The organism is Methanoregula sp., from assembly GCF_003170075.1.
Classification (GTDB): Archaea; Halobacteriota; Methanomicrobia; order Methanomicrobiales; family Methanospirillaceae; genus Methanoregula.
The window spans coordinates 1-22,860 of sequence record NZ_PMZU01000049.1 but is presented as its reverse complement, the minus strand read 5'-3'; the positions used below and the strand labels follow the sequence as shown (position 1 = coordinate 22,860).

Sequence of the window (22,860 nt, the reverse complement as noted above, 5' to 3'; positions counted from 1 at the left end):
CCGCCGCCCCCGAAGGGGCGCCCCCGCGGCGGGTCAGTGACTAAAACAGACATGAAAAACTACCTTGCCCTGCCGTGCCCCGAAGGGGCCCTGAGGCAGGGAGCCCTCGTTACTATAATTTTGATAGTTCTTTTTAATTCAGGAATGAGTGTTATGGCAGTATCTCGCTCAAATTTTCTATCAACCATTTTCTTGGTTTTGAGAGTGAACGCAATCGATTAATGGTTCGTTAATCTAGAATAAAAAAAAAGAGAATCAGTCAGTAAGTAATGACTTCACCGCGAGGAAGACCGGCCCTCTGACATCAACTTTCTTCTTGTTGTCCGTGATAGCCCGCATCGCGTACTCTTCGATTTTTAAGTTGATGTCGCTGGGGTGCTTTGCCATCTTGACCTGCACGAGCGTCCCCTTGCCGCACCGGGCTGCCTGTTCGATCTCCGCTGCCGCAAACGCGGAGGCGGCAGCGAGGTAGGAGATCCCTGTCGGGACACCTTTTATGCGCACGTCCTTCCACTTCTCTGCATCGGGCACGCCGAGGATATTTCCTTCATGGACGAAGATCTCGTTTGCGCACGCCGGCCCGCAGAGCTTCGCGTTCGCCTCTGTCTCCTCGACGGTCACTTTTACGTGCGTGCCGAACAGGGTGCCGTCCCACGCCTCAAAGGAGCAGGGCCCCTGTGACGTGGCATTCGCCGCCGCGACCCGCGCAATCGCAATCGCGAGTTTCTTTCCTTCCGGAGTAACCGGCTCCTCTTTGAGGTGCACGGCCCGTGCGGTCTCGCGGTCGGTGAGCGGCCGGGGGAAGAACTGGGGGTACGAGAGCTGCCGGACGTCGTTGGAATTGTACGCGATCATCGCGAGCCGCTCGACGCCAAGGCCGAGGTTCATAACCGGTACGCCAATCCCGTATTCTCCGAGCGCCGAGGGCGAGTACATGCCGAAGGTTGCCACTTCCACCCAGCCGTGGACCGGGTGCTTCGCGTAGACCTCGGTCTGCGAGTCCGGCATGTAGTACTTGGAGCGCTTTTCGTCGGGCTGAAACCGGAAGTCCTCGTACCCGAACGCGGAGAGGAGCGCTTCGCTCACTGCCTTGCCGTCCTCATTGGTGACATCCTCGCCGGCGACAACACAGGACGCGGAGTGGTAGGTCATGAGCCGGGTCGGGCCTTCTGCCTGCTCGCGACGGAAACAGCGGTCGACCGAGAAGAGCCGGATGGGAAGCGGTGTTTTTTCCCAGATCGACCCGAGCGTCATGAACCAGCCGCTTGTCATGTGGCTCCGGAGCGTGCTGCGCGAGGACTCGGGCACGAGTGATTTGAATTCCGGGAAGACGGCATCGAGGATATGCACGACAATCCCGTCATCGACCCCAAGGACCTTTGCCAGTTCGTGGGTAAGTTCGTCGCCGTCGATTTCCGATTTCTTGTACGCATGGAGGGTTTCACGGAGCCGCTCTTCGGTCTCCTTCGTCATCGGCTGGAACGGTTCCTTATGGCCGCTCTCTCCCACGGGGCTCTGGTGGCTCTGGAGGATCTCGTTGATCTCGTCCAGCTGCTTTCTTGCGATCCCGACGTTCGGGCGCGGGAGCCCGCCGAGGTAGAAGACCCGGTCGAGCACGGCCATCGCTTCGGGGCCGAACTGTCGGTAGATATCGCTTTCCTCGACTATCACCGGGTTCTCGATCTCGTCAAAACCCATCGAGAGGTAGATCCCGCGCAGCCGGTTGATCGTCTCGAATATCGGGTGCTCTTTTGCCCGGCTGTACCGGAGGCGGGGGTACTTCCTGTCCTCTCCCGGCGGGGTGATGACCGACGGGCCCTCGTGCCACGCCCCTTCGAAGTTCGTATGGGATTTTTCTTTCCAGTCCTGCGGGTTGAATCTCATTTACACACGCTCCAGGCAGATGACCCTGCTTAAGGGGTTTTCATCCCGGATTTTATAATCACACGATGCGGCAATTCTCTCTGCAAATGCCCGCACCTGCTCATGCTCCGGCATGTTGTTTCGTTGCAAACGATTTCTACTGTATCCCAGATACATGTATCCTTTCACCTCGACAAAGGTCGCTCCCGCGTCCTGCAGGATCCGTGCGTAGCCCTCCGGGTTTATGTCGTTATGCCCCTCTACAAGCGTGATCCGCACGGCCGAGCGTTTTGTCGAGAGCTGTTGCAGGCTTTCGTTGATCCGGCTCCAGAACCCGTCCGCGTCGCCCATGGGCCGGCAGGTCTTTTCATACGTTTCCTTGTCGGGTGCATCGAGCGAGACGTACTGCTGGTAGGGCCGGCAGCGGGCGAGCATGTCCGGGTTCGTGCCGTTGCTCACGACAAACGTGGTGTAGCCGTTCGCGTTGAAGAGGTCGACAAGTTCCGGGAGCCGGCTATACAGCGTGGGCTCGCCCGAGAGCGAGATCGCCACGTGCTTTGGCGCGAGCGCTTCCTGCCAGCGCTCCTCGGTCACGGTATTGTCGAGCACTGCGTTATAGCCGGCCAACGCTTTTTTCTGTAATTTGTGCACGCCGGCGAGAATAGTTTCGGGCGGGCACTCCTCAACTTCTGCCATCTCGTGCTCGAACGAACGCCAGCAGAAGAGGCAGCGCTGGTTGCAGCGCAGGGTCGGGGTCATCTGGACGCAGCGGTGGCTGTCGATCCCGTAGAACTGGTGCTTGTAGCACATGTCGCCGCCGGCAAGGGCCCGCTTGCACCAGAGGCAGGGCTTGAGCGCGGCAGTGGATGCTGGCGAAAAAAAGAGGTATCCCTGTTTTCGCAGGGCGTCACATGGTGCGGATGGCATCGATCCCGAGCGTCTCAAGCGATTCTTTCAGGGTGTTCTGCACGGCTAAGACGAGCGTGAGCCGGCGGTCCCGGACTTTGCCCTCGCTTTTCAGGACCGGTTCGTAGTGGTAGAACGAGTTGAAGGTGTCGGCGAGCTCGTGGGCGTAGGTCGCGAGCAGGTGCGGGCGGAGCTCGGCGACCACTTTTTCGATGACCCCGGGGAACTTTGCGATCTCCTTTGCGAGCGTGATCTCCTGTCCGGTCTCAAGATCGTAGCACTCGGCAAACGTGCCGGCTTTCTCCAGGATACTGCACGCCCGTGCATGGGCGTACTGGATGTAGGGGCCGCTCTGGCGCTCGAAGTCAAGCGCCTCCTTCCAGTCAAAGACCGTGCTTTTTTCCGGCGAGATCTTCACGATATCGTACCTGATACCGGCAAGGGCAACGGACTCAGCGATGCTCCTGCGTGTATCCTCGTCGAGTTCGGGCCTGCGGGTCGTTACTTCCTCGAATGCCTGCTTCGTGACCTCTGCTATCAGGTCGTCGGCCGAGACGAACTTTCCCGCCCGTGTGCTCATCGAGCCTTCGGGCAGCGAGACAAACTCGAAGTTCACGATCTCCGGGGCTTTCTCGCCAAGGAGTTTTAACGTGCACTGGAGCTGCGCCCCGATCAGCTTGTGGTCGGCGCCCAGTACATCGATCGCGCGGTCGAAGTTCACGCTCTTCCAGGTGTGAAACGCAAGATCACGGGCCGCGTAGACCGAGGTGCCGTCGCTCCGCCGGATCACGTACTTGTTTGCAAACCCGAACTCCGCGAGGTCGAGCGCAAGCAGGTTCTCCTCGTGCCGTGCCTGCGGGAGTTTTTCTATCTTCCCGATGATCCTTTTTGTGTCACCGTTCCTGACAAAATCGCTCTCCCAGACAAACCGGTCGTGCTTCACATTGAGGTTCTTCATCGTGACCGCGAAACCGTCAAGACAGCGGGAGACCACTGTGCGGAATTTTTTTACCGTCCCGGGGTCGCCGCTCTCCACGAGCTGCATGAGCTTGTCGACCTGTTGGGTGATGCCGGGGTCATTTTCGATCTCCCGGTTCGCCTCGATATAGACCCGGGCAATGTAGGCGTCCTCTTTCTCGCCCTCGTGCCGTGTATGTTCGAGGTGGTCAAAGCCCCAGACGACAATGGCGATCTGCCGGCCCATGTCGTTTACGTAATACTGGACTTCGAGCCGGTAGCCGGCTTTCCTGAACGCCCGGGCGAGCGTGTCGCCGATGATCGAGTTCCGGATGTGTCCCACGTGGAGCGGGCCGTTCGGGTTTGCGCTCGTGTGTTCGAGCGTGATCCGGGTATCCTTTTTCGGGAATGACCCGTAGCCGGGCTGTGTCGCCGCTTTCACGGCTGCACTCACGTACGCGCTGCCGAAGACAAAGTTGATGTACGGGCCTTTTGCCTCTACGGCAATTCCCTGATCTGCGAGGTCCTTGTTGTTTTTGAGCGTTGCAACAATATCCTGCGCTATTTTTACCGGTGCCTGTTTCCTCTGCTTTGCAAGGCCGAATGCGACAGTCGAAGCGAGATCCGCGTGCTCCCCGCCATCAGTGAGCTGGATGTCTGCTGTACCTGTGCATTCCGTCAGTGCTTTTTTTATTATTGCCGTGGTGTCAAAAACCATCAGTATCCCGTCCTGTACCGGAGGATGGCTGCAATCCCGCCAAATGCCGAGAAGAGGATCGACCCTTCCTCGAAATCGTCCGAGATCAGCTCCACTTTTGCGCTGGAAAGATCGGCGAGCTTTGCCAGTTCTTCGATGATGTCGATCTCCTCATCGAGCACGAGCGGTGCGGTGCACTTCGGGCACGAGCCGAACTCGATGTCGCGGACGGTCTTTCCGACCGGCATGCTCACGGTCCGCTCCTCGGTGTGGTCGCAGCTCTGGCATTTTATTTTGAGCCGGGACTTACGGAGGTTCGAGGAGAGAAGGAGCGTGCCGACCGCGCCGAGCTCGAGATTTTTCCGTATGCTCTCCTCCCCGTACGCGGCAAGGCCGTTGTCCTTTACGAGTTCTTTTAAGAACTGTTCCATGAGGGACTTCTCTTTGACGACCGTCATGCCCGAGAGCGCGTCCTTTGCGGCATCCACAAGCTCGGGGAGGCCGTCCTCGTTTGTATACGCGACGTCAAAGAGTCCGATGATCTTTTTCTGGACCTCGTGGTGGAGGAAGTTGCCGGCCTCGAACTCCTCTTTTGTTGGGCTCGGGCCCCCAATCAACAACCCCTTGAAGCGCTTGAAAAAGTCTTTTTCCGCAAGGAAGATCGCGCTCGAACGCTCGCCGACCTTGGTGTAGAACTCGTTGATGGCGATCTCACGGAGCCGGCCGAAACGGGCCGCCGACTGGCCGCCTTTCCTCTGCTTGCCGGGCACCGTGGAGGTCGCGCCGTTGACCGCTTCGATCCGGTTGCCGCGCAAAAATCCCCAGTACGCCTCCCTTCGGTCGAGCACGAGAAGGCCGTAGACATATTTCTCCTCGAGCATCTGCTTGAGGGGTTCGAGCTCGAAGTTCGAGCTGCACCGGTACATGTAGAGGTTGAGCGGTTCGGGTGGCTCCATGACCGTGCACTGGAGATCGGTGCGGTCGCCGTAGAGCTTGACCGTGCCGCAGAAGACCGCCATCCCCTTTGCGGGCGGGTGCTTGTAGTACCTGAGCCGTGAGAGGATCGAGGAAATGGCGCTCTGGACGTTCGTTCGTGTCTGCTTGCTCTTGATGTTCGCGCACTGGCCGTACTCGTCCTTGAGCTGGTTCGTGACATCGTAGATCTGCTTGTCGGGCGGGATGTAGAGCGTGATGAGCTCCGTCCCGTCCCCTTCCTGTGCCTCGAGTTTTTCGAGCGTCTTTTTGAACTCGTAGCGCTTACGCGCGTCGTCCATCTCCACGGGTTCTGTCATGTGCGGTTTTCAGCCTCTCCTAAAGCTAGTACCTATTCACGTTTGTGTACCATAAATTTGCGCCCATTGTGCTATAAGCCGGGCGTCGACATCCGGATTAATCCCGTGGTCGCCGGAAAATTCGATGAAGGTCTTTGGAACATTCGCCGTCGCAAAGAGGGCCTGTCCCTCTGCAAACGGGATGACCGGGTCGGTGGCGTTGTGGAACATCCAGACCGGGCGCGGGGAGATCGTCGGCAGGTAGGTGCTCGGCTCTAACGATGTTGCAAACCGCAGGATATCTCCTGTTCCTCCCTGTGCGGCCACTGCGTCTTTGAGCCCCCAGTCCGCGGTGGAGATCCCGACATACCCGGCAAAGTTCTTGTCGACGCCTGCCGCTACTGCCGCGTACCGCCCGCCGTTGCTACCGCCAACCGCGTAGACCGGGACGCCGAACTTTTGGGCAAGCACGGCGCGGGCCGATGAGATGTCGCAGATGGTGAGGTAGTACCCGGGCCACTCTTTCTGCTCGAACTTTGCATAATCCGCCTGCGGGGAAAACGCGGTGCCGGCCGTCTCCCCGCCCCGGCCCCGGTAGTCGAGGAACATGAAGGCATACCCGGCCGCCGCATAGGTTACCATCCGCTCTTCGTGCCCGGTGATCTTCTCGCCCGCACCCGGTAAGTACACCATCACGGCCTTTGGCGTTTTCGGGTAACTCAGGTACGTGACCACGTCCCCGGTTGTTGTGTGCAGGACAAATTTCGATTTGGTATACGTATCGTTTGTAAAGAGAACCGTTTCTGTCGTAGTGACCGGTGCACAGGTGACCGAGAGGACGCCGTTGCTGTCCACGGAATACGTGGGTGTTGCCGTGGCAGTACTGCTCGTACATCCGGCGAATGCGACAAGCACGACAAGGCAGGCAAGACCGGCAGCGATACCAAAGCCGCGTATCATGCTGTCTCCATGCACCGGTGGATCAGGCAGATCGTCTTTGCATCGCAGATGGTGCCGTTTCTGACCATTGCGTCTATCCGGTCTTTTGTGACATCCATGACCTCGATAACCTCGTCAGCATCTTTTTCGTACTCATGCGAGGGCGAGAGGCCCCGGGCTTCGAAGAGGTAAATCTTCTCGTCGGTATAACCGGGTGTCGTGTAGATAAAGCCCTTTGGGATCATGGTTGTTGCTGCAACACCGGCTTCCTCGATGAGCTCGCGGTGCGCCGTTTCCAGGGGGTCCTCCCCGTCTTCCATCGTCCCGGCCGGCGCTTCGTAAATGTACTGGCCGACCGCGTACCGGTACTGGCGCAGGAGCTTGTAGCCGGTTGGCGTCACCGGCAGGATCGCGACCGCACTGCCGGGGTGCACGGTCACCTTTTCCGCCTCGATCCCGTTCGGGAACCGGGCAACCGATTTCTCGATCCAGAGGCGCCTGCCCCGGTAGATCTCCATTCTTACACCTCGTACGGGATCGGGTCGGTCATCCCGAGCGCACGAAAAGCCTCGCGCCGGAAATGGCATGAACCGCAGGTCCCGCACGCCTTCTTCTCGTTCTGGTAGCACGACCACGTGTGCTTGTACGGGACACGGAGGTCGTTACCGACCCGCAGGATATCGGTCTTTGTCATGTGGATGAACGGCGTGAAGAGTTCGATGTGCGATGTCTCTTTTGTCCCCAGCTCGATCACGCGCCGGAAGGCGTCGATGAACTGCGGCCGGCAGTCGGGGTACCCGGAATAGTCGAGCGCCTGAACGCCGATAAAGATCGCATCGGCCCCTTTTGCCTCGGCATAACTCGTCGCGATCGCGAGCAGGTTCGCGTTCCGGAACGGGACGTAGGTGTTGGGGACGTGCGCCCGGGCCGGGTCGAACCGGTCGACCGCAATTTTTGTATCGGTCAGGCTGCTCGCCCCGAACTGCGAGAAATACCGGAGGTCGATCTCGGTAAAGTCCTGTGCCGAAAGGAGCGCGGCCACTTTTTTCGCGCAGGCCCGTTCCTTGTTCTCCGTGCGCTGGCCGTAGTTTGCGTGCAGCGCGAGGATATCGTAGCCCCTGCTCTTTGCAAGATACGCAAGGGTCGACGAGTCCATACCCCCGGACATAAGACAGACTGCCTTCAATTATTTCACCCCGAGCACCTTGTGCAGCTGCACCTGGAACCGCACAGGCAGGTTGTTTCTTAAGATATAGTCCACGAGCGGTTTATAGTCCGCGCCATAGACCGGGGAGAAGAAAATCTCGCCGGCGATCGCGTAGCTGTCCATGACCCGGTGCGCGTACTCGCAGTCCTCCCTGTTCCCGACGACAAACTTCACGCTGTCTTCAGGCCGGATCGTTCTGAGCAGCGACAGGTCGCTTGTCTCTCCCGATGAAGGGCACTTCACATCCATGCATATGGCTGCATACGGCTGCACATCCGTAAATGTGATCGTGCCGTTCGTCTCGATATCGACCGGTGTCCCGCGCTTGTGCAGGGACGGGAGCAGGGAAAGGAGCGCGTCTTTCTGGAGCAGCGGTTCGCCGCCCGTGATGCAGACCAGGTGCGGGTTCTCCCGCCAGCACTGTTCGAGGATCGCCTCGCAGCTCACCTCGGTCCCGCCTTCCTGTGCGTACGCGGTATCGCACCAGCGGCAGGCAAGGTTGCAGCCCGAAAGCCGGATAAAAAGGCAGGGTCTCCCCTGGTTTTTCCCCTCACCCTGGAGACTCGTAAAAATTTCAGAAATCTTCATTCGATGATCTCGGCATAACAGTTCGGCGATTCCCAGACCCGGAGCCTCGTCACATGCGCCGCGATGTGCTGCGTTTTACAGATCTCCTCAAGGTCGTCCCGGAAGATCCGCGCGAGCAGTTCGCTTGTCGGGTCGCCCGGGGTCGTGAGCACGTGCTGGAACTTTTCGACGGCAGGGACCATCGGGTCGTCGCGGTTGAGGATGATCTGGTGGTCGTACTTCGCGATCGTCTGCTTGATCACGTTGTAATCGACGAGGATACCGGTCGTCGCATCAGGTTCGCCCTCGACCCAGACCTCGATCTTCCAGCGGTGGCCGTGGAGGTTCGCGCATTTCCCCTTGTAATGGAGCAGCCGGTGGCTTGCATCGATCTGGACTTCCTTATAGATCGCGACGGTCATTACCTGTACCATGAGCGGGATGAGGATATAATATTATTACGAGTGAGGGATAATAGTACAAGACAGGCAGGTGGGATGCCACAATTTATAAATCGGTTCCCCGCGTTAGTATATATCTCAGTGTGGGTTATCGATAACCACGAAAACAACTGATATGAGGCTCTTTAATGGGACAGGGTAAATTTGCAGCCAGAAAACTGGTTCGGGACGCAAAAAAATTCCGGTGGAGCGACAAGAACTACGCACGCCGCGAACTCAACCTCGATGTGAAGTCGGATCCGCTCGAAGGCGCTCCACAGGCGAGGGGTATCGTACTCGAGAAAGTCGGTGTCGAGGCCAAGCAGCCTAACTCGGCGATCCGGAAATGCGTACGCGTGCAGCTGATCAAGAACGGCCGGCAGGTCACCGCGTTTGCGGTTGGCGACGGTGCCATCAACTTCATTGATGAGCATGACGACGTCGAGATCGAAGGTATCGGCGGCCGCCTGGGCCGGTCCATGGGAGATATCCCCGGGGTCCGGTACGTCGTCACCCGCGTGAACAATGTCTGCCTCCATGAGATGGTCATCGGCAGGAAAGAGAAGCCGCGCAGGTGATCGTGATGGCAGAAGCAGAAGTAAAAGCAAAAGCTAAACCTGAAGCAAAAACTGAAGTAAAAGCAAAAACCGAAGCTGCACCCGGGGCGAAGCCCCAGGCAAAGAAACTGCTCTTCAACAAGTGGGATGTATCCGAGGTCAAGGTTACCGACCCGAGCCTTATGCGGTACGTGAATCTCACCCCCCAGATCATCCCCCACTCCTGCGGCAAGTTCTCACGGCAGGAGTTCAATAAGGCCAATATGATGATCGTCGAGAGACTGATCAACGGCCTGATGCAGACCGAGAATAACACCGGCAAGAAGGAGCTGGCAATAAGGATTGTGCGGGATGCATTCGAGCTCATCAACAAGAAGACGAAAAGAAACCCTGTCGAGGTGCTTGTTGAGGCAATCGGCAACGCCGGTCCCCGGGAAGAGACCGTCCGTCTGAAATATGGTGGCATTAACGTCCCGAAAGCAGTCGACACCTCCCCGATGCGCCGTGTCGATTCCGCCATCGGTTTCCTCGCAGAGGCAGTCTGGAAATCATCGCGCAAGAGCAAGAAGCCCGCGTTTGCGGTCCTTGCCGATGAACTGATTGCCGCCTCGAAGGGTGACGCGAAATGTTACTCGGTCGGGAAAAAGGAAGAAAAGGAACGGATTGCAAAATCCGCCCGTTAAACATCTTTTTTTGAGGTTATTTTCATGGCACGAGGCAAAAAAACGGTTGAGCGCGTAGTCGAGCTCATGAGGGACCCCAAGCATATCAGAAACATCGGTATCGTGGCGCATATCGACCACGGCAAGACGACCCTGTCCGATAACCTGCTTGCGGGTGCCGGTATTATTTCTGAGGAACTTGCGGGTAAGCAGCTCTTCATGGATTCGGATGAAGAAGAGCAGGCCCGTGGTATCACGATCGATGCGTCAAACGTATCGATGGTCCACGAGTTCGAGGGTCAGGACTATCTGATCAACATGATCGATACGCCGGGCCACGTGGACTTTGGCGGCGACGTGACGCGTGCGATGCGTGCGGTCGACGGCGCAGTCGTGCTCGTCGATGCAGTCGAAGGCACGATGCCCCAGACCGAGACCGTGCTGCGGCAGGCCTTAAAGGAACAGGTCCGCCCGGTCCTCTTCATCAACAAGGTGGACCGGCTGGTCAACGAGATCAAGGTTGACGAGACCGAGATGCAGATCCGGCTCGGGAAAGTCATCGACAAGGTCAACAAGCTCATCAAGGGCATGAACGAGGACCTGTACAACAACGGCTGGAAACTCGATGCCTCGCAGGGCACGGTTGCCTTCGGGTCGGCGCTCTACAACTGGGCGGTCTCGGTGCCGTACATGAAAAAGGGCGGCGTCTCGTTCAAGGAGGTGTTCGAGAAGTGCCGGGCCGGCGACATGAAGTACCTCGCGAAGAAGAGCCCGCTCTATGAGGTCGTGCTCGACATGGTCGTGCACCACCTGCCAGACCCGCTTGTAGCACAGAAGCGCCGTATCCCGGTTATCTGGCACGGCGACAAGGAGTCCAGGGAAGGAAAGGCGATGGCTACCTGCGATGCGACCGGCCCAGTCGGGCTGATGGTCACCGATATCTCCTTTGACCCTCACGCGGGCGAAGTCGCCACCGGCCGTCTCTTCTCCGGGAGCCTCAAAAGGGGCGACACCCTCTACGTCATGGGTTCTGCAAAGAAAGAGAACCGGCTCCAGCAGGTCAGTATCTTCATGGGCCCGAAGCGTGTGGAGGTCGAGGAGATCGTCGCGGGTAACATCGCGGCAGTCACCGGTATGAGGGACGCGATGGTCGGCTCCACGGTTACCTCTCTCCAGGATATGTTCCCGTTCGAGTCGCTCAAGCACTACTCGGAACCGGTCATGACCGTTGCGGTCGAGGCAAAGAACATGAAGGACCTGCCAAAGCTCGTTGAAGTGCTGCGGCAGGTGGCAAAGGAAGACCCGACGCTCGGTATCGCGATCAACGAAGAGACGGGCGAGCACCTGATCTCCGGTATGGGCGAGCTGCACCTCGAGATTGTCACGGGCCGTATCAAGCGTGACAAGGGTGTCGAGATCATCACATCCGAACCGATCGTGGTGTACCGTGAGACCGTTACGGGCAAGGTGGAGTCGGTCGAAGGCAAGTCCCCGAACCGGCACAACCGGTTCTACTTTGACCTCGAGCCGCTGCCCGATGAGATCGTCGCCCTGATCAAATCCGGCGATGTCTCGATGAACCAGCCGGCCCTCGAGCGCCGTGATGTGCTCTTAAAGGCCGGCATGAACAAGGACGAGGCCAAGAGCGTCAAGCATATCAAGGGCACGAATATGCTCTTCGATATGACGAAGGGTATCCAGTACCTCAACGAGACGATGGAACTGATCATAGAGGGTATCAACGAGGCCCTTGCCGGTGGCCCGCTTGCCGACGAGCCGGTCCAGAACCTCAAGATGAGGCTTACCGATGTAAAGCTGCACGAGGATGCAATCCACCGTGGCCCGGCGCAGGTCATCCCGGCGGTGCGTGGCGCGATCAAGGGCGGCATGCTCATTGCAGGCGACTCGCTCCTGGAGCCGGTCCAGAAGATCCAGATCACGGTCCCGCTCGACCAGATGGGCGCTGCGACCTCCCAGATCCAGGGACGGCGCGGCCAGGTCTTTGATATGCAGAGCGAGGGCGACACGATCACGGTGGTCGGCAAGGCCCCGGTCGCCGAGCTCTTCGGGTTTTCCGGCGACATCCGGTCCGCGACTGAAGGCCGCGCGATGTGGAACACCGAGTTCTCCGGTTTCGAGCTGGTCCCGAACAACATGGTAAAAGACGTCGTGATTGCGATCCGCAAGAGGAAGGGCTTAAAGGAACAGATGCCCACGCCGGCGGATTACCTGTCCTCGTAATTTTTTAATAAAGGTAAATTTTTTTTGAGTGCACGCTTGGCGATTTTTTGCCATTTATGCGTCAGGACCCCGGGGGAGGGCCCTGAGGATCTCGCCCGTTTTCCGTACCCTGCCAATTCTTCTGAATATGAACTTCACTGCTGCATTGTGCTGTTCATCAGATCGCGAAGTCATCGCGTCCTCGGCAAAAATCTGCTGGAACCCGTACTCGTAGGCAAACCGTGCCGTGCTCTCGACGCCCATATCCGTTGAAATTCCGCAGAGCACGATCGTATCCATCCTGCGCCGGCGCAGCTGGAGTTCGAGATCCGTGCCATAGAATGCCCCCCACTGTTTTTTGGCGATGACAATATCCGCCGGGACCGGGGCAATTTCAGGAACAAATTCGGACCAGTCGGGAGGCAATGCCCCGGCACGGGGGAATGACTCGTCGCTTGTGACCGCGAGTGCCGTTCCAGGTGTGCTCACGACATGCACAAGGAATACCGGCATCCCGTTTTTCCTGAATGCGTTCACGAGCTTTGCGGCATTTTTTATGACGTCCGGGGCAGGGTAGGGTCTTGCCGGCTGTGCGGCGATCCCCTTCTGCAGGTCGATGACCACGAGGGCTGTGGTGGTTGTATCAATACTAAGTTCCGGCATTTCCATCACCATACCAGCATGGGGCCATGTACCTATATATCGTTCCTTTGACCGGCTGTTGGGTTGTTGACAGATACCCTGGCGTATACCCGGATCCCCGCAGGACCGTTTTAGCCGGGGTATCCCGCCCCGTTCGTCCGGCATCCCTTTCAAAATGTTTATTATCCCGTAAAAAGAACTCTGGCCTGATGACAACAGGAAAAGAGAAGGAGTATATCCCCCGTCGTTATTGGGGGTACATCCTGATCATTTCCGGCGCCCTGATCGGCTCTGGTCTCGGCCTGCTCGCCGGTTATCCGGGGCCGGGAGTACTCACCGGCCTGGGGCTGGGGTTTTTCGGGTCCGCGTTCATCAACCCGGTGGAGCGTGTGGACCGGGTTGAAGTTGTGCCGGCATCGGCCCGCAGGTTGCGCTGGGTGAATGCGCTCATCGGCACCTTTTTTATCGTCTTTGGTATGGGGATAGTCTGGGCACTCTTTCCGTACATCATCGCTGTATTCATCATCCTGCTTGTGATCTGGATCCTCGTCCACGGCTTTGCAAAGCCCCATTACATTTCTTTGAAAAAATGAACGGGCCCGTAAAATCCCGTGAACAATGTACCGGCTCTTCGCGTTCGTCACCGGCCTGCCCCCGGATGTGATCAGGACGGGCGATGATACCCGTGGAGGTGCCAGGCGGGAACAGCCATCTGATGGGAACAAGCGTATATAGAGGGAAATGTAAAATAAATTTGACAAATATGAAAAGTATATATTTTATTGTCGGGTGCATCTGCCTCCTTGCATTCGCGGTTATGCCCGCACAGGCATTCACGGCAAAGGCGCTTACCATAAACCTTGATACGAATGGCAATGCCCAGGTGGATTTCCAGTACGACCTTTCGTTCACGGAACAGATTGCGGTATTTGCCAATATTGCCAGCCCGGCAAATGAACTCAAGGCAGGTCTTGAGAACAACCTTCACCGTGAAGTCACGGTTGTAAAGGCAGATAGTTCTTCTGCCGAGGTGATCATTCCATCCTTTGCCTCGGTCAGCCAGTCCAACGGGACAGAGACGATCACGACACCGGCATTCTCGTTTGCGAACGCAGAGAATGCGATCAGGCAGTACTGGTGGGCCCCGCTCGTCTCGGTCGACCTGTCTCCCGATGTGACGACCATCTCGTTCCCGGACGGGTACCAGGCAAGGTTCCTCAACCAGATCAGCTTCATTTCCCTCTCCCACCAGATTGCATGAGCAGGGTTTTCGCCTTCTTGTCCCTGCTGACCACAGGGACGGGGGCAAAACCGGGGCAGAAAAATAATTTTTCTTTGTATTCACCGAGAATTGTGTATACTTAAAAAAAGCCCTGGTTTTTTTGTGCCGGACCGTACCAGTGCCGTTCCCTCACCAGGCAGCACACGACCGCAAGCTTTGGGCCTGCCATGGTACTTGAGGTACGTACCTGAGTTTCATGGTCTTTAATCTCAAAACGACCATATACGTATAGCCCGGTGAATAACCATGACGGACCATACCGTACAACAGTTTGGGAAGGAACTGAGAAGCTTCGTTGTTCTCATTCTCCTGAATATGGCGTTTGGCGCCCTTGCACTGGCATTCGGGATGCAGATCATTATTACAACGTTCCTGCACTACGCAGCGGGAGCACCCCCCTCCCCGGTTATTTCCACGGTCCGCATCCTCACGGGTATCACGGGGACCTGTATCGGTTTCTTCTGGGTACTGGTAAGCGCAAAGATCCTCCGGGGGTTACGGGGGATCCGGCACGAGTACCGGGACAGCACAGGCGCCGGCCCGGTCCCGGCCGAGACCCTTACCGGCTGGATCGTGGCGATGGTCGCCCATTACCGGGCGAACAGGACCCTCATATGGCGGATGACCTTCATCAGTATCGCTGGCGGCATCTTCTTTCTGGCTCTCGGCATCGCGAACCTCGTACAGGGAATCCTGGCGTTTCCTGCCGCTGCCGGCCCGGGATTCGATGTGATCGCCATCTTTGGCGCAGCGCCGCTCAACGCGGGGATAGGTCTTGTCACGATCTCCTTCGCGGTAAGATTCCGCCGGTATGCCGGCACGTGGGACGTCCGCCTGAAACTGGCCGGCGAGGGAGAGGAATCCCTCAAAGAGGCGCTGGAGAGCCGGTGACCATGGCAGAACGCAGGACATCCTACGAGATCTACTGGGAGATCCTTGTCTACTGCCGGACCCCGCGGACCTTCACTGCCATCATCGGCCGTTGCGACCTCAATTCGAAGACAGGCCAGGAATATCTCGGGTTCCTTGCCGGCCGCGGCTTCCTCGCCGTTAAAAGTGACAGCGGGAGATCGACCTATATCGCAACTGACCGGGCGGCCGGGTACACCGCCCTCTTTACCCAACTGTACCAGGGGCTTTTCGACAAGGGGCCGGCGTTCCGGGTATAACTGCCGGTATCCCCCTGCCGATTTTTTAAAATCCCGGGAGAACCGGAGGAGGAGATCCGGGACCGGCCGCGATACGTCCGAAGAGGCCCGGTGGTTGTTCCCGGTTCCTGCCCGGTCCCCGTCTCCCGTACCCGGGTTCATTTTACCGTGGTTATGGCATCGTCCACCCGTTCTGATCCCTCCCTGGAAGAAGGGGGGGCCAAAAAAACGGCAGATCTTTTGTAAACGACAGGAAACTCTCTATATTCGCGAACCATGTATTCACCTTGTCTGGTATGAACTAACAAAAAACGGGTAAACAGGATTATTTTCCTAAAAAAAACCACGAATACCATCATATCAGCTTTTAAAATTATGAAAGGAGTTGAACCATTTTGTCAAATACACCAACACACGATACAAAGATTGCCGGTACAAAGATGCAGGAAACCGCCCATAAGAAATCCGGGTCCGGCACGGGCGCCCCAAAAGTGCTCTCCTCTCCGTCAAAAGGCATAAAATCGTTAAAACACGGGTCGCACCAGGTCGAGTACCGGAAGGACCATCCAAAAGCAGGGACCGGAATGAAAACCCCGTCCGCACCTGTCCTGAAATAATCCGTCATCCTCCCCCTACATTCGACCATACTTTTTTTTAATCAATAAAAGACACGGCCGGCATTTTAAAAACAAATCTGAAAGACGAACATTCAGGCATTCGTCTTAACACCCACGTTCTCTCGCGTCAAAACCGGATCCTGTGTGATTACCAAAAAAAATACACGAACCAGATGCAGCGCGAATATCCGGCCCGGAAATTAAAGGAAGAACCCGGGCGGAGGTATTAACCCGGATATTTTCGTATAAACCAGCATTTTTCATCGTACCAGTCGGCACACGCTGCTTTGGTGCATAGTGGTCTGACGCGTTGATTTGTCGAAGACCCGGAAAAGCTTCGCCAGTTCTTATTTTCATATTCCCCACAATAGAGTATAGCCATGATACCCCTTTCATTGTCTGGTGTGATAAAGCATGGCTATCAAAATGAATCCTGATATAAAAAAAATGCTCCGGGATCAAAACCGGATCCTGTTTTCTTTCATCACCGTTAACCGTGTGTTATTTTTTTTAGAAAAATCCTGATCCGGAGCAGGCTGTTTTTGCCGGCCGGAAGATTCTTTGCGCTTCCTTCGGCAGACCGCCTCTGTTTAAGGATGGCGTCCTCAAGCTCCCGGCGGATATCTCCCCGGGGTACGACATAAAAAAAAAGGTTACAGGATCTTCTGTCCCGCGCCGGGGCCGGGTTTGAGCTGGAAGACCCCGGAGATCTTCAAAACGATTGCGGACTTCGGGACGAGGTTTGGCTTGAGCTCTTTTACCCAGGCGACGTCATCATTGAAGATCTTGTCACCGGTGTGGATGGTCACGGTCCCCTTGATCTGGAAGCCGCCCTTCTCGCCCCAGAAGGAGACGGCGGCCTGCGGGTTCTCCTTGAGGTTCGCAAGCGTCTTGTTGAAGTACTGGTCCGAGATGAGCATCGTCTCGTCGTCCAGCAGTTTGAACGCCCCGATCGGGACGGCGTTTGGGACGCCCTTTTTGGAGGCGGTTGCGAAGTAGACGATCTTTGTTCCCGCGAGCGATTCCCTGATCTCACTGGTGAGTTTTACCATACCTGTTCCTCAGGGGATTATTCATGCGGAGGGGATGTTAAGGGTTTGGCCGGGAAGCTTTCCCGGGAGGGAATCCGGCGCGGGGCACGGCAGGTTATGAAACAGTGGCTGTCAATTCAGTTGTCAATTCGTGCGAAAAAAAACTCCCGGCCCGTGTCGAACGCGAACCGGGAAAGCCGGCTTTTTTTACTGTTTTAAAATCCGCTGGCATTCCTGCCCGAGCCGCGGGAGGTCATGTTTTGCCGTGTTCCAGACTTCGTCCCTGTCGATGCCGAAGTACTGGTGCACGAGGAGATGCCGCATGGCAATTATATCCTTCCACGGAATTACCGGATGAGTTTCCTGGAACTCCGGGGAGATTCCGTTTGCCGCTTCCCCTATTATCTGGATATGGTACAATGTCCATACGACAAGCAGTTCGGACCGGGCAAAATCGTCCCGGGAACCCGGAAGTTTTTCCCCGATCTTATTGACCGCTTCAAGAATATCCCGGAGACGGTCGAGGTCGGATCTCATAAGGGCACGGCTTCCTGCAGCACGGCCCGGCGGAAATTTTCATGGATCCCGTTCGCCGATGCGACATCTACATCCCGGCCGAGCAGTTCCGAAAGCTCCCGCTGGAATGCGGCATGGGTGAGAAGTGATGTGCCCGTAGGGAATTCCACTAAAAAATCGATGTCGCTTTTCTCTGTTGCTTTCTGGCGGGCGACCGAGCCGAAGATCCGGATGTTCTTTACGGCAAACCGATCGGCGAGTCCAAGAATGTCCGGTCTTTTTGCAACGATAAGCTCGTAGATGTCCATGACGGTCGCCCCTTTGTTCTCACAGAATAGATTGGCAAAAGAGGATATTAATGCATTGACCCGGAGGGACCGGCCGGGCGGCCCGTTCCGTGATGGTGTGAGCGCACGTGTTGATTTGGTTGTTGATTCCAGGGCACCGGGCCCCCCTGGCGTCTCCCGCGAAACCCGCCACGAACCCGCCATAACCGGGCCATGTCCCCGGGCTAAACCCGCCCGCGTATCGCCCGGTCATCCGCCGGTGAGCCGGGCGCTCAAAGGATTTTCTCCCCTGTATGCGCCCCGATTCCGCCAAAAACCGATTAATTCGTTTTTCCGGAAAACGCCCCCCCATGCCCTTCCGGCGGCCGATCCGGGCCCCGGATGACCAATCCCCGACCCGGTTTTTGTGGCCTGCCGGAAGCCCGCTATATTGCAGGTTTAAGTGGCCCTTAAATTGCCCCGTTTCGGGAAATAAGCGATTAAATCCATATTCCCCATGCGCGTGGACATCGCTTCCTGTGGAAGTCGGTTCGCGGGTTCGGGACCGGGGAATCCGGGGCTGGAATGGGCCCGGATTTGGGTGGAAAAGGGTGGGGTTGGAGGGGTGTGTCAGAACAGGGGGAGTCTGACGCTCAAAAGGGGCTCCGCCCATCAGCCTGAGTGGGCTTAGCCCCGACAAAAACCTCACGGGAAAATTATTCGAAAAAGTGTAGCCCGTCCAGGACCTGATCGACAACGGCCAGCCCGTCGCTGCCGTTCCTCCTGGTGTCAAGAAATACCGCACCGATGAGGGCCTCGAATGCGGTATCGAAGGCCTGATTCCCCTGCAGCCAGATCTGGTTCTTCTCCTCGCCTTTTCCCCAGCGGATGTACTGCTGAAGCCGGAATTTCTCTGCAAAGGCCCGGGTCCTGTCCCGGTTTACCCCGCGAATTTTATCGGTAGTCAGGGTGCCCTTGTCCCTTGAACCGTTCTCGTATAGCCGGTACATGACAAGAGTCCCGAGGACAGCATCTCCCAGAGTAGCAAGCGGGTCCATGCAGTCTTTCCTGGCAATATGGTTATCATTGATGTACGACTGGCGGGTCAGTGCATCTTCAAGGAGTGTTTCATCTCTGAATGTGTACCCGATCTGCTTCTGCAGGTCTTTTTGTGAATTACGTTCATCCATTCATAACTACCTCCCGGATCCGGGCCTTTATTGATTGGTGTATTACCCGCCAGGAACCATTAATCTTGTTTAATAATTCCGGGCGAATTTGAAGAGTGGCGGGGTGGGCTGCCGGTATTTTAGAGAAGAGGACGCTCAAACGGGGCTGCTGCCCCTCGGTCATGAGTGGGCTTGGCCCTGGCAAAATTAAATCCGAATCTTTATTGATTGTCTTACACGAGATCACGAACAGGATGCCCGGTGTAGGGTCGGGAAAAATTTCCCCGCCCTCAAGCAGGAGAGATACGGCGATTTATTTTAATCCACGCAAGGACTGTCCTTTCGTTGTGAGACGATATTTCTGCCTGCTGCTGCGTGGTTTATCGGAAATGGTCATCTCAATTAATCCCTTCCGGATTGCCGGCTGTAAATATGCAGATCTGAAATATTCGTCATCTTTCAGGTGCAGGGCAGTCTGGAGATTTTGCCGGGACATGTCACCCTTGAATACTTTGAGTAATCGTTCAACTTTCCGGGTAACTTCCTGGGTACTTCCCGGGTACTTCCTGGGTAACTTTCGGGTAACTTCCTGGGTACTTCCCGGGTACTTCCTGGGTAACTTTCGGGTAACTTCCTGGGTACTTCCTGAGTGCTTCCCGGGTAACTTCCGGGATACTTCCTGGGTCTTTGAGGAAGCAAAAAATGTCAGCATAACCCCACGTTCATTCTGCGACCACTGGGGACGTGGTAAGCCGCTATCGGCGCAGACTTTCTGGATCAGGACGCTGCCGCGTCCCATCTTTTCCATAAATCCTCGCAGGTAGAGCACATGGGCAATGTCAGGATTGCGGAGTACGGATATGTGTCCCACCGCAAGTTTGTCCGGTGTCACACCTTCCGGGAATTTGCCGGAGTTTTCGATCTCCAAGCGATCCGGATAGATGGTGACAGAAATTCCGCCGGAGAAATCACTATAATCCCGATGGGCAAATGCATTCACCAGCCCCTCCCGGATGGCAGACGAGGGATACAGGTTTTTGTCCTCGCGTTTCAGGACATCCTCTTTAAAGTGTGATGAGGTTGGAGTGTTTCTTCGGATAAACCCGATTACATCATCGAGCAGGGTAACCAGTGGCCCCTCAAAGAATTTCGTATCCGGGTAAATATCATCGGTCTTGTCCGTGGAAAACCGTGCAGCCCTGACCCGGATTTGCGGGTAACGCAGTGCAGGATTCGTCGTAAAGAGCACATCGCCTCCATTGGTCAGGTGGCCATATTTAAAGACCGAGAGATCTTCAAGAACCGTAATCGGATTGTCTGCATCGCGAAACCGGAGCCGTTCGGTTTTATTGATGTCCGTTACCGCAGAATGGATTTCCTCTCCCGCCAGATCCTTATCTGTATTAGCGGAAGAGAACCGCCGTTCCCATCGTTCCGGCTCGACCTGCCTGCGGAGCACAAGGTCACGGATTGTTGCGACATCAGCCTTCCGGGTTTCCACACCGTCGCGAAGATAGATGACATCTTCAAATGCATAGGGCTGGTCTTTGCCGGCTGGTACTTCAAGGACGATCAAATTTTTGCCCTGCACCTTTTGTATCTGGACGGATACCAGTGTTTTTGGGGAGAGATCTTTTTCCAGCGCCTGTTCAAGGGTTTTACATGCAACCTCAGCGTCATCAACACCAAGGATCTCTCCGGCATCGTTTATTCCGCAGACAACGTAGCCGCCAGAAGAAGTATTCAGAAAGCCGCTGATGACCCGGCCAATGGCTTCAATGTTCTGACAACCGGATTTGAATTCGATGCTCTGGCCTTCTCCGAGCAGCAGGACCTCTTTTATCCTGTCCAATTTCATGACCGGCCCCCGTTGTCCCGGAGTATGCGGGATACATGTGTGCTGTCCCGGAAGTTTTCCTTTAAAAATTCCTCAACTTCCTGGTAGCGGGAAAATTGTGCGGTGGCAAAGAGCGTTGCATCTGCATCGGAACTGAACTTCTGGACCCAGTTGCCCTGTCGGTCCTGTAAAGGTTTCCGGGAAACGATTGCATCTTCGTACATGTCGATGACGCGAAGATCGTCCATGATCTGGTTTTTCTCCAGGGTAAGTTTTTCACGGCCGGTTTTTCCCTGATAACCAAGATTGTTCAGGAGCGATCGGGCGAAAATTACATGGTCGTGGGCCAGGAGCCAGCGGGGCTTTTTTAGCTCGATTGCTTTTTTGAGTTCCTGATGTGTGATCGATAACGCGCCCTTGTCAACGCCGCTTCCGTACCGGGGGGTGATAAGACCTAAGAAGAGATCGCATTTCTTCGTTGCGGCCAAGCAGTTCTCAAATGCTGAACGGTCTGAGAACACCGGCATGGTCCCTTTGTGCGACATCCAGACCTCGTACCCGAACTGGGTAAGCAGGGTGTAAATCCGGTCCAGGAGTTCTTCATAATCATAGACGGTGGAAGAGACAAGTATGGTGAGTTTTTTATTGGCGGCTGCCGGTTCCTCCGTCACGTTTGCTCCTCAATAGTTACTTTGCAATAAAGAGAATTTAAAGGCTATTGAAATTGGGGGGGGGAAGGTTTCTGATCTGGTGTGAACTGTATACATATTTATTAACAAGCCTGGTCAAGAATTATCTGTAAAAATGGCGTCGGATTTTGTCGTCCTTGACCTGTTCTCAGGTGGCGGTGGTCTCACCGAAGGATTTGTCCGGCAATCATTTGATTTTGTCGCCCATATTGAGAAAGATCAATATGCAGTCAATACATTGCAAACCCGGTTGATATATCATAATCTGCAAGCCTTGGGTGAGGATGACATTTATCAACAATATTATAGGGGTGACTCTTCACGTGACGATTTCGTGGGATCTGCCCTGACCGCAACTCGTCAAAATCATTTGATTATCAATCAGGAAATTTCCAGAGCAACGGAAGAAAGGATCATCGCGGAAATACAATCCGAATTGCAAACCCGGTTTGGTCGGAAAACCGTAGATGTAATTATCGGGGGGCCCCCCTGTCAGGCATATTCTCTTGTGGGTCGCGGAAAAGATGAACATGGGATGCGGAATGATCCGCGAAACTATCTTTACAAATATTATTTGCACTTCCTTAATGTTTTCAAACCGGAGGTATTTGTTTTTGAAAACGTACCGGGAATCATCAGTGCAAAGAAGGGAAGAATATATAACAATGTGATTGGTGGATGTTCAGATCTTGGCTATCATCTGGATAAGGAGACGCATATCCTGAATGCAAACGACTTTGGCGTCCTTCAAAACAGAAACCGGGTGATTTTCATCGGGTGGAAAAAAGAGCATGACCTGACGTATCCGGATTTTCCCCCGATCCACTATAAAGAAAATATTAATGGGCTCCTTAACGATCTACCAGAACTTCAGGCCGGTGAAGGAACTGATAGTATCCAACCCTACCGTGAAGAAAAACCCTCCGGGTATTTACTTTCCACAAAGATAAGGACCGGAAATGAGGGAATCCGGCATCACCAGGCACGCAAACACAATCACAATGACAAAGAAATTTACAAAATTGCCATACAAAAATGGAATGATTACCGACAGAGATTACACTATGACGAATTGCCGGATAATCTGATCACTCACGAAAACCGCCAGATTTTCCGTGATCGTTTCAAAGTCGTGGATGGGTATTCAAATTCCCATGCAGTTCTCGCCCATCTGGGAAAAGATGGCCATTATTTTATCCATCCTGATCTGCGGCAGGTGAGATCGCTGACCGTGCGGGAAGCGGCCCGGATCCAGTCTTTCCCGGATAATTATCTCTTCGAAGGCCCACGTTTCGCGAAATATGTTCAGATTGGTAATGCCGTTCCCCCTCTGATGGCAGAAGGCATTGCAGAAAAAATTCATAATCTGCTTAATAA

At 55.5% G+C, this 22,860-nt stretch carries 26 protein-coding genes; 10 read left to right on the top strand and 16 right to left on the bottom strand.

Translation table 11 applies throughout. The annotated features are described in order from the left end of the window. The coding region (locus QZN75_RS06300; protein ID WP_292426219.1) for a hypothetical protein at positions 1 to 222 on the top strand (222 nt) is incomplete at its 5' end. Positions 223 to 255: 33 nt separating this feature from the next. On the opposite strand, the gene sepS is transcribed toward QZN75_RS06300, so the two are convergent. The 9 genes from sepS to QZN75_RS06255 are packed head-to-tail and all read right to left on the bottom strand — an operon-like array spanning position 256 to position 8,841. Beyond that, positions 256 to 1,884 carry an O-phosphoserine--tRNA ligase gene (gene sepS, locus QZN75_RS06295; RefSeq protein ID WP_292426216.1) on the bottom strand — a complete coding sequence of 543 codons (1,629 nt, stop codon included), beginning with the start codon at positions 1,882 to 1,884 and terminating at the stop codon, positions 256 to 258. Continuing rightward, positions 1,885 to 2,790, bottom strand: a complete 906-nt coding sequence (twy1, locus tag QZN75_RS06290; protein WP_292426213.1) for a 4-demethylwyosine synthase TYW1 — start codon at positions 2,788 to 2,790, stop codon at positions 1,885 to 1,887. It lies immediately after the preceding gene. Continuing rightward, positions 2,771 to 4,444 carry an arginine--tRNA ligase gene (argS, locus tag QZN75_RS06285; RefSeq protein WP_292426211.1) on the bottom strand — a complete coding sequence of 558 codons (1,674 nt, stop codon included), beginning with the start codon at positions 4,442 to 4,444 and terminating at the stop codon, positions 2,771 to 2,773. Before argS ends, twy1 begins: the two co-directional genes overlap by 20 nt. Then, the gene (gene prf1 / locus QZN75_RS06280; RefSeq protein ID WP_292426208.1) at positions 4,444 to 5,715 is read right to left on the bottom strand and encodes a peptide chain release factor aRF-1; all 1,272 of its coding nucleotides are present in this window, start codon (positions 5,713 to 5,715) and stop codon (positions 4,444 to 4,446) included. The genes argS and prf1 overlap by 1 nt, the downstream gene beginning before the upstream one ends. Before the next feature lie 36 nt (positions 5,716 to 5,751). Further along, on the bottom strand, positions 5,752 to 6,654 hold the full coding sequence (locus QZN75_RS06275) for an alpha/beta hydrolase (protein ID WP_292426206.1): 903 nt from the start codon (positions 6,652 to 6,654) through the stop codon (positions 5,752 to 5,754). After that, positions 6,651 to 7,151: an NUDIX hydrolase gene (locus QZN75_RS06270; protein ID WP_292426205.1), complete on the bottom strand. Its 501-nt coding sequence runs from the start codon at positions 7,149 to 7,151 to the stop codon at positions 6,651 to 6,653. Before QZN75_RS06270 ends, QZN75_RS06275 begins: the two co-directional genes overlap by 4 nt. 2 nt (positions 7,152 to 7,153) lie before the next feature. Continuing rightward, complete coding sequence (queC, locus tag QZN75_RS06265; protein WP_292426203.1) at positions 7,154 to 7,819, bottom strand: 7-cyano-7-deazaguanine synthase QueC; 666 nt, start codon at positions 7,817 to 7,819, stop codon at positions 7,154 to 7,156. After that, positions 7,820 to 8,428: a radical SAM protein gene (locus QZN75_RS06260; protein ID WP_292426201.1), complete on the bottom strand. Its 609-nt coding sequence runs from the start codon at positions 8,426 to 8,428 to the stop codon at positions 7,820 to 7,822. Further along, entirely contained in the window at positions 8,425 to 8,841 is a 417-nt protein-coding gene (locus QZN75_RS06255; RefSeq protein ID WP_292426198.1) for a 6-carboxytetrahydropterin synthase, read from the bottom strand. The genes QZN75_RS06260 and QZN75_RS06255 overlap by 4 nt, the downstream gene beginning before the upstream one ends. 155 nt (positions 8,842 to 8,996) lie before the next feature. Between QZN75_RS06255 and QZN75_RS06250 the strand changes: the two genes are divergently transcribed. The 3 genes from QZN75_RS06250 to QZN75_RS06240 are packed head-to-tail and all read left to right on the top strand — an operon-like array spanning position 8,997 to position 12,307. Further along, positions 8,997 to 9,425, top strand: coding sequence for a 30S ribosomal protein S12 (locus tag QZN75_RS06250; RefSeq protein WP_292426195.1), 429 nt, complete (start codon positions 8,997 to 8,999; stop codon positions 9,423 to 9,425). A 5-nt stretch (positions 9,426 to 9,430) separates the two neighbouring features. Beyond that, positions 9,431 to 10,087 (top strand): 30S ribosomal protein S7, encoded by a 657-nt coding sequence (locus QZN75_RS06245; RefSeq protein ID WP_292426192.1) that lies wholly within the window; start codon positions 9,431 to 9,433, stop codon positions 10,085 to 10,087. 24 nt (positions 10,088 to 10,111) lie between these two features. Continuing rightward, the gene (locus tag QZN75_RS06240; RefSeq protein ID WP_292426189.1) at positions 10,112 to 12,307 is read left to right on the top strand and encodes an elongation factor EF-2; all 2,196 of its coding nucleotides are present in this window, start codon (positions 10,112 to 10,114) and stop codon (positions 12,305 to 12,307) included. Positions 12,308 to 12,361: 54 nt separating this feature from the next. Here the strand turns inward: QZN75_RS06240 and QZN75_RS06235 are convergent, their stop codons facing one another. After that, positions 12,362 to 12,961, bottom strand: a complete 600-nt coding sequence (locus QZN75_RS06235) for a hydrolase (protein WP_292426186.1) — start codon at positions 12,959 to 12,961, stop codon at positions 12,362 to 12,364. Between the two features lie 176 nt (positions 12,962 to 13,137). Here QZN75_RS06235 and QZN75_RS06230 point away from each other — a divergent pair, with 176 nt between their 5' ends. From QZN75_RS06230 to QZN75_RS06210, 5 genes are all read left to right on the top strand, one after another. Continuing rightward, positions 13,138 to 13,521 (top strand): hypothetical protein, encoded by a 384-nt coding sequence (locus QZN75_RS06230; RefSeq protein ID WP_292426182.1) that lies wholly within the window; start codon positions 13,138 to 13,140, stop codon positions 13,519 to 13,521. 170 nt (positions 13,522 to 13,691) lie between these two features. After that, on the top strand, positions 13,692 to 14,189 hold the full coding sequence (locus QZN75_RS06225) for a hypothetical protein (RefSeq protein WP_292426179.1): 498 nt from the start codon (positions 13,692 to 13,694) through the stop codon (positions 14,187 to 14,189). Positions 14,190 to 14,456: 267 nt separating this feature from the next. Then, entirely contained in the window at positions 14,457 to 15,101 is a 645-nt protein-coding gene (locus tag QZN75_RS06220; RefSeq protein WP_292426176.1) for a hypothetical protein, read from the top strand. Positions 15,102 to 15,103: 2 nt separating this feature from the next. Further along, a complete protein-coding gene (locus QZN75_RS06215; protein WP_292426173.1) occupies positions 15,104 to 15,379 on the top strand; it encodes a winged helix-turn-helix domain-containing protein in 276 nt (91 codons plus the stop codon). A gap of 374 nt (positions 15,380 to 15,753) precedes the next feature. Then, positions 15,754 to 15,975: a hypothetical protein gene (locus tag QZN75_RS06210; protein ID WP_292426170.1), complete on the top strand. Its 222-nt coding sequence runs from the start codon at positions 15,754 to 15,756 to the stop codon at positions 15,973 to 15,975. Between the two features lie 653 nt (positions 15,976 to 16,628). Here the strand turns inward: QZN75_RS06210 and QZN75_RS06205 are convergent. The 6 genes from QZN75_RS06205 to QZN75_RS06180 all read right to left on the bottom strand — a co-directional run bounded on the left by QZN75_RS06205 (position 16,629) and on the right by QZN75_RS06180 (position 21,465). Next, positions 16,629 to 17,027, bottom strand: a complete 399-nt coding sequence (locus tag QZN75_RS06205; RefSeq protein WP_292426168.1) for a pyridoxamine 5'-phosphate oxidase family protein — start codon at positions 17,025 to 17,027, stop codon at positions 16,629 to 16,631. Between the two features lie 186 nt (positions 17,028 to 17,213). Further along, the gene (locus QZN75_RS06200) at positions 17,214 to 17,543 is read right to left on the bottom strand and encodes a DUF86 domain-containing protein (RefSeq protein WP_292426164.1); all 330 of its coding nucleotides are present in this window, start codon (positions 17,541 to 17,543) and stop codon (positions 17,214 to 17,216) included. Beyond that, positions 17,540 to 17,830: a nucleotidyltransferase family protein gene (locus QZN75_RS06195; RefSeq protein ID WP_292426161.1), complete on the bottom strand. Its 291-nt coding sequence runs from the start codon at positions 17,828 to 17,830 to the stop codon at positions 17,540 to 17,542. Before QZN75_RS06195 ends, QZN75_RS06200 begins: the two co-directional genes overlap by 4 nt. Before the next feature lie 674 nt (positions 17,831 to 18,504). Further along, positions 18,505 to 18,978 (bottom strand): ribonuclease III domain-containing protein, encoded by a 474-nt coding sequence (locus QZN75_RS06190; protein WP_292426159.1) that lies wholly within the window; start codon positions 18,976 to 18,978, stop codon positions 18,505 to 18,507. A 292-nt stretch (positions 18,979 to 19,270) separates the two neighbouring features. Then, positions 19,271 to 20,815: a Fic family protein gene (locus QZN75_RS06185; RefSeq protein ID WP_292426155.1), complete on the bottom strand. Its 1,545-nt coding sequence runs from the start codon at positions 20,813 to 20,815 to the stop codon at positions 19,271 to 19,273. Beyond that, positions 20,812 to 21,465, bottom strand: coding sequence for a DUF4062 domain-containing protein (locus QZN75_RS06180; protein ID WP_292426152.1), 654 nt, complete (start codon positions 21,463 to 21,465; stop codon positions 20,812 to 20,814). The genes QZN75_RS06185 and QZN75_RS06180 overlap by 4 nt, the downstream gene beginning before the upstream one ends. 133 nt (positions 21,466 to 21,598) lie before the next feature. Here QZN75_RS06180 and QZN75_RS06175 point away from each other — a divergent pair. Next, on the top strand, positions 21,599 to 22,860 hold a 1,262-nt coding region (locus tag QZN75_RS06175; RefSeq protein ID WP_292426149.1), incomplete at its 3' end, for a DNA cytosine methyltransferase.

Coding starts and splice junctions, on each gene's coding strand:
- sepS (WP_292426216.1), bottom strand. CDS start 1,884: ATGAGATTCAACCCGCAGGACTGGAAAGAAAAATCCCATACGAACTTC.
- QZN75_RS06215 (WP_292426173.1), top strand. CDS start 15,104: ATGGCAGAACGCAGGACATCCTACGAGATCTACTGGGAGATCCTTGTC.
- argS (WP_292426211.1), bottom strand. CDS start 4,444: ATGGTTTTTGACACCACGGCAATAATAAAAAAAGCACTGACGGAATGC.
- QZN75_RS06275 (WP_292426206.1), bottom strand. CDS start 6,654: ATGATACGCGGCTTTGGTATCGCTGCCGGTCTTGCCTGCCTTGTCGTG.
- QZN75_RS06245 (WP_292426192.1), top strand. CDS start 9,431: ATGGCAGAAGCAGAAGTAAAAGCAAAAGCTAAACCTGAAGCAAAAACT.
- QZN75_RS06220 (WP_292426176.1), top strand. CDS start 14,457: ATGACGGACCATACCGTACAACAGTTTGGGAAGGAACTGAGAAGCTTC.
- QZN75_RS06240 (WP_292426189.1), top strand. CDS start 10,112: ATGGCACGAGGCAAAAAAACGGTTGAGCGCGTAGTCGAGCTCATGAGG.
- QZN75_RS06205 (WP_292426168.1), bottom strand. CDS start 17,027: ATGGTAAAACTCACCAGTGAGATCAGGGAATCGCTCGCGGGAACAAAG.
- QZN75_RS06235 (WP_292426186.1), bottom strand. CDS start 12,961: ATGGTGATGGAAATGCCGGAACTTAGTATTGATACAACCACCACAGCC.
- QZN75_RS06270 (WP_292426205.1), bottom strand. CDS start 7,151: ATGGAGATCTACCGGGGCAGGCGCCTCTGGATCGAGAAATCGGTTGCC.
- QZN75_RS06255 (WP_292426198.1), bottom strand. CDS start 8,841: ATGGTACAGGTAATGACCGTCGCGATCTATAAGGAAGTCCAGATCGAT.
- QZN75_RS06260 (WP_292426201.1), bottom strand. CDS start 8,428: ATGAAGATTTCTGAAATTTTTACGAGTCTCCAGGGTGAGGGGAAAAAC.
- QZN75_RS06200 (WP_292426164.1), bottom strand. CDS start 17,543: ATGAGATCCGACCTCGACCGTCTCCGGGATATTCTTGAAGCGGTCAAT.
- QZN75_RS06195 (WP_292426161.1), bottom strand. CDS start 17,830: ATGGACATCTACGAGCTTATCGTTGCAAAAAGACCGGACATTCTTGGA.
- QZN75_RS06185 (WP_292426155.1), bottom strand. CDS start 20,815: ATGAAATTGGACAGGATAAAAGAGGTCCTGCTGCTCGGAGAAGGCCAG.
- prf1 (WP_292426208.1), bottom strand. CDS start 5,715: ATGACAGAACCCGTGGAGATGGACGACGCGCGTAAGCGCTACGAGTTC.
- QZN75_RS06190 (WP_292426159.1), bottom strand. CDS start 18,978: ATGGATGAACGTAATTCACAAAAAGACCTGCAGAAGCAGATCGGGTAC.
- twy1 (WP_292426213.1), bottom strand. CDS start 2,790: ATGCCATCCGCACCATGTGACGCCCTGCGAAAACAGGGATACCTCTTT.
- QZN75_RS06230 (WP_292426182.1), top strand. CDS start 13,138: ATGACAACAGGAAAAGAGAAGGAGTATATCCCCCGTCGTTATTGGGGG.
- QZN75_RS06250 (WP_292426195.1), top strand. CDS start 8,997: ATGGGACAGGGTAAATTTGCAGCCAGAAAACTGGTTCGGGACGCAAAA.
- QZN75_RS06225 (WP_292426179.1), top strand. CDS start 13,692: ATGAAAAGTATATATTTTATTGTCGGGTGCATCTGCCTCCTTGCATTC.